The 9,138-nt window shown below is 46.8% G+C and carries 5 protein-coding genes and 1 pseudogene; 2 read left to right on the top strand and 4 right to left on the bottom strand.

The annotated features are described in order from the left end of the window. Positions 1-139: 139 nt before the first annotated feature. Positions 140-535, top strand: a complete 396-nt coding sequence (locus tag RIG66_RS23085) for a WD40 repeat domain-containing protein (RefSeq protein WP_446381051.1) — start codon at positions 140-142, stop codon at positions 533-535. A 99-nt stretch (positions 536-634) separates the two neighbouring features. Here the strand turns inward: RIG66_RS23085 and RIG66_RS23080 are convergent, their stop codons facing one another. From RIG66_RS23080 to RIG66_RS23070, 3 genes are all read right to left on the bottom strand, one after another. After that, on the bottom strand, positions 635-988 hold the full coding sequence (locus RIG66_RS23080; RefSeq protein ID WP_446381050.1) for a DUF2442 domain-containing protein: 354 nt from the start codon (positions 986-988) through the stop codon (positions 635-637). Next, positions 981-1,223, bottom strand: a complete 243-nt coding sequence (locus tag RIG66_RS23075) for a DUF4160 domain-containing protein (protein ID WP_446381049.1) — start codon at positions 1,221-1,223, stop codon at positions 981-983. The genes RIG66_RS23080 and RIG66_RS23075 overlap by 8 nt, the downstream gene beginning before the upstream one ends. A 278-nt stretch (positions 1,224-1,501) precedes the next feature. Further along, positions 1,502-3,649, bottom strand: a complete 2,148-nt coding sequence (locus RIG66_RS23070; protein ID WP_446381048.1) for a polyribonucleotide nucleotidyltransferase — start codon at positions 3,647-3,649, stop codon at positions 1,502-1,504. Between the two features lie 221 nt (positions 3,650-3,870). Here RIG66_RS23070 and RIG66_RS23065 point away from each other — a divergent pair, with 221 nt between their 5' ends. Further along, complete coding sequence (locus RIG66_RS23065) at positions 3,871-8,313, top strand: SNF2-related protein (RefSeq protein ID WP_446381047.1); 4,443 nt, start codon at positions 3,871-3,873, stop codon at positions 8,311-8,313. 289 nt (positions 8,314-8,602) lie between these two features. On the opposite strand, the pseudogene RIG66_RS23060 reads toward RIG66_RS23065, so the two are convergent. Then, positions 8,603-8,977: pseudogene (locus tag RIG66_RS23060) on the bottom strand (flavodoxin-dependent (E)-4-hydroxy-3-methylbut-2-enyl-diphosphate synthase); the annotation flags it as partial. Positions 8,978-9,138: the final 161 nt, after the last annotated feature.

Genomic DNA, 9,138 nt, shown 5'->3' with positions numbered 1-9,138 from the left:
GGGAACATTTAAGGATTAAAGATAACCAACAGACTCCCTGTGAGTCACCCAGATGATTATCATTCTCATTCCCCTTTTCATTCTCAATAAACCTGTCAATAAGCTACCATCTTTTTGAGGGAAAGAGGGGTGAAATGCTTTGCCTGCCGAGCTTTTGAGCTGCTTGTCACCCCTTCAGGGTAAAACTATTGCCACTCTCTATGGACATGATTCAAGGGTCAATAGTGTAAGTTTTAGCCCCGATGGTAAAACTTTAGCCTCTGGCAGTGGTGATAATACAATAAAACTATGGAATAGAGAAACAGGGGAAGAGATTGCCACTTTCACCGGACATGATTCATGGGTCAGTAGTGTAAGTTTCAGCCCCGATGGGAAAAGCTTAGCCTCTGGCAGTGGTGATCAAACAATTAAACTGTGGAATCTGGATTTAGATAACTTACTGGTACAGGGATGTAATTGGGTGCACAATTATCTGACCTATAACCCAAACCTGAGTGAAAGCGATCGCGCTCTCTGCGACGGCATTTCTAATTAGCTTAATTACAAATGACGAATGACGAATGACGAATGACGAATGACAATCTTCACCGTTCACGTTAATTATGTCCACCCACTTACAAACAAACATCGCGCCCTAACTTACCTTCATCTTAATCTGAGCCATCCACGCCGCCGTGCCAAAGACACCTGCCAAAAGCGCCGGAACACTAAAATCCGCATCCAGCTTTTCCCAATGCAACCCATCCCCCGATGGCGTCACTTCAACCTCAGCTAAATCCTCTGGAGAAGCATCGGCTAACCCTTGCGCTAATGCTGGGGGAAAGCTAAACGTCGCCCCACTCTTCAAATTAATTACCACGCGATCGCGACTTGGGTCATAATACGCCGACTCCGCCCTCGGTTCAACCGTATTGGCAACGGCTGCGGCTTCTCTTGCTTTTGCGATCGCGGCTTTTAGCCTTGTCTCATCCCAACCTGAATTAACCATGAATTTCCTCCCATTTTTTGAGTAGTTCTATTTGATGTTCGGTTACAATTTCCAACGCTTTGACAGCTTCTTTATTACTCAAACCTTCAATCTGAACCAGTTCCGGATATTCAGTTTCACCTCTCAAGCTAATTCTTGCTTGCCCTCCACCTTTGAAGACATGAACATGAGGCGGCAAATGGTCGTTGAAGTAGATACGGACAGCAAAGCCATCTTTCCTGAGAACAGTTGGCATAGTTATATGTTGACAGTTAGGCAAGCGATTGTCTTTATCATGAACGGAGACTGAGACAACCTAATAAATATATTTTACATATTTGCGTGACTGAGCGATCGCGCTCTCTGTGATGGTATCGGTAATTAGCTTAGTTGTTGAGACTAATCCTCTTTCCCTTCTGCCTTCTCTTAAAAATAAAGCTAGGGGATTTAAGATTAGAATCCTAATCCAAAATCCCTATTCAATCAACCCAGCTACGGGCAATTGATGTAACGTTCAGCTAACTCCAAAACCCTCTAAGTAGTCGCTGCTGCACGCGCTGCGGCTGCTTCATCGGGATGAATTCCCAAACGAGTCAGATTAATCCGACCTTTGTTGTCAATTTCGCGAACTTTCACAATCACTTCATCGCCAACAGCAACCTCATCTTCGACCTTACCGACACGATAATCTGCCAGTTGGGAAATGTGAATCATTCCCTCTTTCCCCGGTAACACTTCGACAAAGGCACCAATGGGAATAATTCGAGTTACGCGCCCTGCATATACATCCCCTTCTTCTAAGCGACGAGTCATCCCTTGAATTAGGGTAATCGCTTTCTTTGCCTTTTCCCCTTCAACCGCAGAAACGGTAATCGTGCCATCATCATCAATATCGACCTTGGCACCGGTTTGTTCCGTAATCCCTTTAATCGTCTTACCGCCAGGACCAATCACTAAGCCAATTAAGTCCGGATCAATCTTCATGGTCAGTAAGCGTGGGGCAAACGCCGACAAATCAGGACGGGGTTTGTCAATTGCCGCCAGCATCTTTTCTAAAATATGCAGTCGTGCTGGTTTGGCTTGTTCAATCGCTTTGGCAACGGTTTCCATGGGCAGCCCGGTGATTTTCATGTCCATTTGTAACGCGGTAATCCCGCTATCCGTTCCCGCGACTTTGAAGTCCATGTCGCCCAAGAAGTCTTCAATTCCTTGAATATCGGTGAGAATTCGGACTTCATCGCCTTCCTTAATCAATCCCATCGCCGCCCCACTGACAGGCTTGGTAATCGGCACCCCAGCATCCATTAATGCTAGCGTCGATCCACAAACCGAACCCATCGAGGTTGAACCATTAGAGGAAAGCACCTCCGATACCACCCGAATCACATAAGGAAACTCATTTTGCGGCGGTAATATGGGAATAATCGCCCGTTCCGCTAACGCCCCATGACCGATTTCCCGGCGTCCCGGCGATCGCATGGGTTTGGTTTCCCCCACGGAAAAGGGCGGGAAGTTATAGTGGTGCAGGTAACGCTTCTCTTCTTCTGGATTCAAATCATCCAACATTTGAGCATCACCAGGCGTTCCCAGCGTCACCGTAGACAGGACTTGAGTTAAGCCTCGATTAAATAAACCACTGCCATGAACACGAGAGGGTAATAGACCCACCTGACACGACACCGGACGCACCTCATCCAGTTTACGCCCATCAACGCGCACCCCGTCCTCAACAATTTGCGATCGCATCAGCTTCTTGGTCAAGCTTTTGAACACACTCCCCAGCAGTTGATTATCAGCCGCCGCCACGCGCAGGGGATCATCCTCTGGACGTTCAGCGATGGGAGCCAGAATTTCATTTTCCTTGATCTCATCCAAGGCTTCATCGCGATCATGCTTATCGAAGTCAAACTGAGACAAGACTTTCTTAATCGGTTTCGTCGCGCGATCGCGAATAAACTCTTCCAGTTCCGATGAGGTTTCTGGGGGTTCGGCTTGGATAATCTCAATTCCCAACTCTTTGAGCAGGTTTTCTTGAGCCGCAATTAAATCCTGTACGGCTTCGTAGCCAAATTCAATCGCCTCAATAATATCCCGTTCTGGCAATTGATTTGCCCCGGCTTCCACCATAATCACCCCTTGGGGAGAACCCGCGACCACCAAATCTAGATCACCATTGTCGATTTCGCGGTATGTTGGATTAATAATGAAATCATCTCCAACTAGCCCCACTCGTACTGCTGCCATCGGACCATAGAATGGAATTTGGGCTTGCAGTACCGCTACCGATGCCCCCGTTACCGCCAGCACATCCGGTGGCACTTGTTCATCCATGGACAAGGTTGTGGCTACAATCTGAATATCATCCCGTAGCCAACTGGGAAACAAGGGGCGCAATGGGCGGTCAATCAAACGGCTGGTGAGTGTAACTTTTTCCGGAGGACGCCCTTCGCGGCGCAGAAACCCACCGGGAATTCGACCCGCTGCATACAGTCTTTCCTCGTAGTCTACTAATAAGGGGAGAAAATCGATGCCTTCTCGACCCGCTGAGCGAGTCGCCGTAACTAAAACCGCTGTATCTCCTGACTCAATTAGTACAGATCCCCCAGCTTGGGGTGCTAGTAGACCGGCTCTTAGCCGAATATCCCGTCCATCAAAGGATATTGATTTGTCTAACTCTACCATTTGGTTCGTTACCCTTCTCTCTTTATCACGTTTTTTTCTCTGTCGCAATCCTAGCATTTATGGAATAATGATGCTTTGAGAAGGGATTTGAGTGTGTAGGGGCGGGTTTAGGGAATTTATTGATGCTGTTGGCGATAACTTTTGTTCAAAACCCGCCCCGATTAAGTGTTGAGTGTTGAGCCTTCGCTTCACTATTCGGACATTTTCATTTTTCTATAAACATGGCAATTTTACATGGTAGTTGGATTACAGGCGAATCTGATAATTATTTATTTATTTGGGGAGAACAATGGCGTCCTTTAGCCTCTGTTGACTCTGCCGCCAAGACGGGGATTATGCCCCATCCTTTTGCAATGACACAAGCAGAGTTAAGCGAATTTTTAGGCGATCGCGGTTTAACCCTGCCCGAATCCAGCAGCCGAAAAACTAAAGGGGACAGCGAGAGTGCGATCGCCTCCTGGCAAACCCAAACCCTAGTTCTACCCACTCACCCCGCAGCTACCAAGACACCAGCCTACCCAATTCTTTCCGCCCAACTCCCAACAGAGGATTCTTCATCCCTGGAACTACACCACTGGCAGGTTTCAGGCTATCGTCTCACCCCCTCAGCCGCCCTCCCCTTTCTGCAATCTCTGCCCTTAGGGGGATTCAATGTTGCCGATAATTACGTCGGATCAGATTTACGATTTTGGACGCATGTCTATCGCTGGAGTTTAGACTTACTGACTCGGTGCAAATTTTTACCTGGATTATATCGCCAGTCTAATGGCGAAGCGATCGCCTACTGGCAACCCCTCCTCGACAGCGCCACGGATCAAACCCGATTAGCCGAATTTACCCAATCCATGCCCTTAGCGTGTCAGGCGTATGACGGCAATGCAGAGACGGTGCATGCAACGTCTCTACAATCACCACATCCCCAATCCCTAATCCTGAATTTTTTAAGACACGCCATTGATACTCAGGTGCAAAATTGGGTTGAATCACTATCACCCCCAACTGCTACCTCACCCATCCCCGAATGGCTGCAAGCCCTGTGTAGCGCCAAGGAGAACCTAAACGTTGAACCGATGGCGATCGCCCGTTTAGATACCGCCCTGTCTAATTGGACAACCTCGATTCAACAGCACCTAGTTACTCCCACCACCCAAGGCTTAACCCAAAATCTCTTCCGCACCTGCTTAGTCTTGCAACCCCCAGAACCCGATGAAGCCAACTGGCGGCTTGACTTTTGCTTGCAAGCCATGGATGAGGCAGACTTATTAGTCGATGCCAAAACGATTTGGCGGCATCCTATCGAACAATTAGACTATCACGGGCGAACCATTGCACAGCCTCAAGAAACCCTACTCAAGGGATTAGGATTAGCCTCTCGCCTTTATCCTCCCTTGGAAGCCAGCTTACACGAACGCTGTCCCCGGTTTTGTGAACTCAATCCTGTCCAAGTATATGAGTTCATCAAAGCTAGTGCATGGCGACTACAAGACAGTGGCTTAGGGATTATCTTACCCCCAGGATTAGCCCCCGGATCAGGAGAAAAACGCCTCGGTATTAGTATTACCGCAGAAGCGCCCAAATCGAAGAAAGACGAACGGTTAGGGTTACAAAGCCTGCTGAAATTTAAATGGGATTTGGCAATTGGTGATACGAAACTCTCCAAATCTGAATTCCAACGGTTGATGTCACTCAAATCCCCCTTAGTGGAAGTGAATGGAGAATGGATTGCCCTGCAACCTGCGGATGCACGGGCGGCGCACACCATCATGAAAGCTTCCAAGGAAGATATGAGTTTGTCAGTCGAAGACGCCTTGCGACTGGCAACAGGCGATACTAAAACTTTAGGAAAATTGCCTGTCGTTCACTTTGAAGCATCCGGGGCGCTGCAAGAGTTAATTACTAATTTAACTGGAAATCGCACGATTGAACCTATCGACGTTCCCCAAGACTTTAACGGTACATTACGCCCGTATCAACTTCGAGGCGCAAGTTGGTTAGCCTTTTTAGAACGTTGGGGGTTAGGGGCTTGTTTAGCGGACGATATGGGATTAGGAAAATGCGTCGCGCCTAGTACATTAATTTCCGTCAATGGAACCGTTATCCAAGCTGAAGATATTTGGAAACAGTATGCAACAGAAGCGGAATTTGATGGAGAGGGATTTTGGAGTCAGCCAACAGAGTCGTTACAGGTTAATGCCATTGACTCACAAACCCATAAAATGACCACCGCTCCCATTCAGCGTCTCTATCGCCAGCGAGTGCAGGAAAAACTACGCACCGTTAAGCTTAAAGATGGGAGCCGAATTACGATTACCTATCGTCATAAACTATTAACCCATCACGGTTGGACGACTAATTTTCAGGTGGGGGATTACGTTTGTGTACCTGCCAAAATGATTTGGCAGGGGCAACCCGAAGATCCGGATTTGGTGAAGTTTCTGGCTTGGCAAATTGCTGAAGGATATGAGCAATCTATCCCAGATTTTATTATGCAGGCAGATCGAGATACGGTGAAGATCTTCCTCCAAAACTATTTCGATGCACAAGCGTCTGTTATTTCTCAGATGCGGAGTATTGAAATTAGTACAGCTTCCCCTTTACTGATTCAGCAACTCTCTGTACTGCTACGACGCTTCGGCATTTGGTTGCAAATTACACCACAACACAAACGAGAAACCAATGCCAAATCTCTTCTTCAGACTGACTCTAGCAATTCCAAAACTGAAGTCCAGATGACTGTAGGGGCGCAAGGCTTGCGCCCTGACCAATCTACTACATCAGACAGAAAATCCGTCTATAATGGTACAATCGGTGGCAATTCAGCGCGTCGATTCTTACAAGAGATTGGATTTAATTATTCAGAAAAACAGCGCAAATTAACAGAAATATGTGAACGAGTCAGTAACACGAATGTAGAAGAAATTCCTGCATCTGATATCGTAGCGGAAACCGTCACAGCGACTCAATTACCAATCCGGCATTTGGGGATGCACAACACAGTCTATATCAATGGCTCACAGCAATTTTCACGAGCTAGCCTAGAACGAGTTGTCGCCGGAATGGATCGCATCATCAGTGGTGTGGCGGAACGAGACTATCGACACCAAAAACCATCGAAGTGGACATCTCAAACTCTGGACGCTTATACCAAACTGGACAAACCCCAATTAAATTTCACTAAAGAACGCTTACAGCGTCTCCTGGATCAAGACGTTTTCTACTGTCAAATTCAGGACATTGAGGATATCGACTATGAGGGATGGGTGTATGATTTTGAAGTCAGCCACCATCACAACTTTGTGGCAAATAACATTCTTTGTCATAACACAATTCAAACCATTGCCTTTTTGCTTCATTTAAAAGAACAAGATGTTCTGGAATCGCCCACATTATTAGTCTGTCCCACATCGGTACTAGGAAACTGGGAACGGGAGGTGAAAAAATTTGCTCCGACGCTTAAAGCTATTGTCCACCACGGCGATAAACGCTCAAAAGGCAAGACATTTGCTAAAGCAGTGAAGACCAAGGATTTAGTAATTACCAGTTATCCATTAGTGTATCGAGATGCCACAACTCTAGAATCGGTATCCTGGCAAGGTGTGGTATTAGATGAAGCGCAGAATATCAAAAATTCAGGCGCGAAACAGTCGCAAGCTGTGCGGAAACTGCCGACAGAATTTCGCATTGCTTTAACCGGAACCCCTGTGGAAAACCGACTATCGGAATTGTGGTCAATTTTAGATTTTCTCAATCCCCAATATTTAGGCGATCGCCAATTTTTTCAACGCCGCTTTGCTATGCCAATTGAGAAGTTTGGCGACAGGGATTCCTTACAAACTTTGCGATCGTTAGTACAACCGTTTATTCTGCGCCGTCTGAAAACTGATAAGACGATTATTCAGGATTTACCAGAAAAACAGGAGATGACGGTATTCTGTGGACTCGCCGCAGAACAAGCCGCCCTGTATCAGAAACTGGTGGATGAATCCTTGGTGGAAATTGAAGCAGCAGAGGGGATTAAGCGCAAGGGGTTAATTTTAACCTTGCTGATGCGACTCAAACAAGTCTGCAATCATCCCGCCCAATTATTAAAAGAGAAATCCTTAAAAGACGCCAAGCGTTCTGGGAAATTACTGCGGTTACAGGAAATGTTAGATGAAGCGATTTCGGAAGGCGATCGCGCGTTAATTTTCACCCAGTTTGCGGAATGGGGTAAACTGCTGAAACCCTATTTAGCCAAACAATTTGATCAGGAAATCTTATTCCTGTATGGCGCAACTCGCAAGAAGCAACGGGAGGAAATGATTGACCGTTTCCAAAATGACCCCGAAGGTCCCCCAATTCTGATTTTATCCTTAAAAGCGGGGGGAACGGGACTAAATTTGACCCGGGCGAATCACGTCTTCCATATTGATCGGTGGTGGAATCCGGCGGTGGAGAATCAGGCGACAGATCGGGCGTTTAGAATTGGTCAAACTCGCAATGTACAGGTGCATAAGTTTGTCTGTACGGGGACGTTGGAAGAACGGATTAATGACATGATTGAAAGCAAGAAGCAGTTGGCGGAACAGACGGTAGAAGCGGGTGAAAACTGGGTAACGGATATGGATACCGATCAGTTGCGATCGCTGCTATTGCTTGATCGCACGGCGGTGATTGATGAGTAAGGGAGGAGTGCGATCGCACTGTCGGATAATTGACACTCCTCGACCTAAAGGTAAGCTGTAATGCATTTAAATTGGGTATTAGTAGCGAGCAAGATGCTCGCACTACAAGGATTGTGCCATTATTGATATTAAGGTTTAAATGCCAAACAGCTTACGAGGATTCTTGGCTCCTAGACACACCTTACAGCTATCTATCCTTGCGGCAATACTTAAACCAAAAACCCTTAGAAAACTACCAAGTATCGAGCTTAACTTAACTTAGATAACCCCAGAGGGCTTGTCTCCCCTTAATCTGCACTTTATCCACATGCTTGGCGACTTCTAGGGCTATTTTCATCCCATTGTGGTGAACATCCGCTACCAAGGGAACCTCTTGGTATGTCTGAATCAGCTTCTGTTTAATTGGGGCGAGGGCTTTGGCGTGCGCCATACTGGGAACCGTGACTCGGACTATCTCACAGCCAATTTCATGCAAGCGGCGAATCCCAGCCACTGAACCCTCAAGATCTAACGTATCTTCATTAATCATCGACTGCACCACCACCGGATGTCCGCCCCCAATCGTGACATTCCCGACGGATACCGGGCGGGTTTGGCGACGGTGGATAACGGTATCCAATGCTGGGGGTTTGGCAGCCGTTTGAGGGGTTGGAAGTGTTTGCATAACCTATCGGGATAATTTCTCTAAACTATCTGTCTGTATGTTCTCTATTCTCCCAGATTGCCACAGTTGGGGCGTTTTTGGGTTAAGGCAAGAGAAAGTGCGATCGCATACAACAGTAGCAAATATTACCATTTTGCTTATTGCTATTTTCTGTTCTATTT

Origin of the sequence: Coleofasciculus sp. E2-BRE-01 (assembly GCF_040221695.1) — a bacterium.
Lineage (GTDB): Bacteria > Cyanobacteriota > Cyanobacteriia > Cyanobacteriales > Coleofasciculaceae > Coleofasciculus.
Note: the sequence above shows the minus strand (reverse complement) of the source record. Positions and strands in the feature narration are given on the sequence as shown.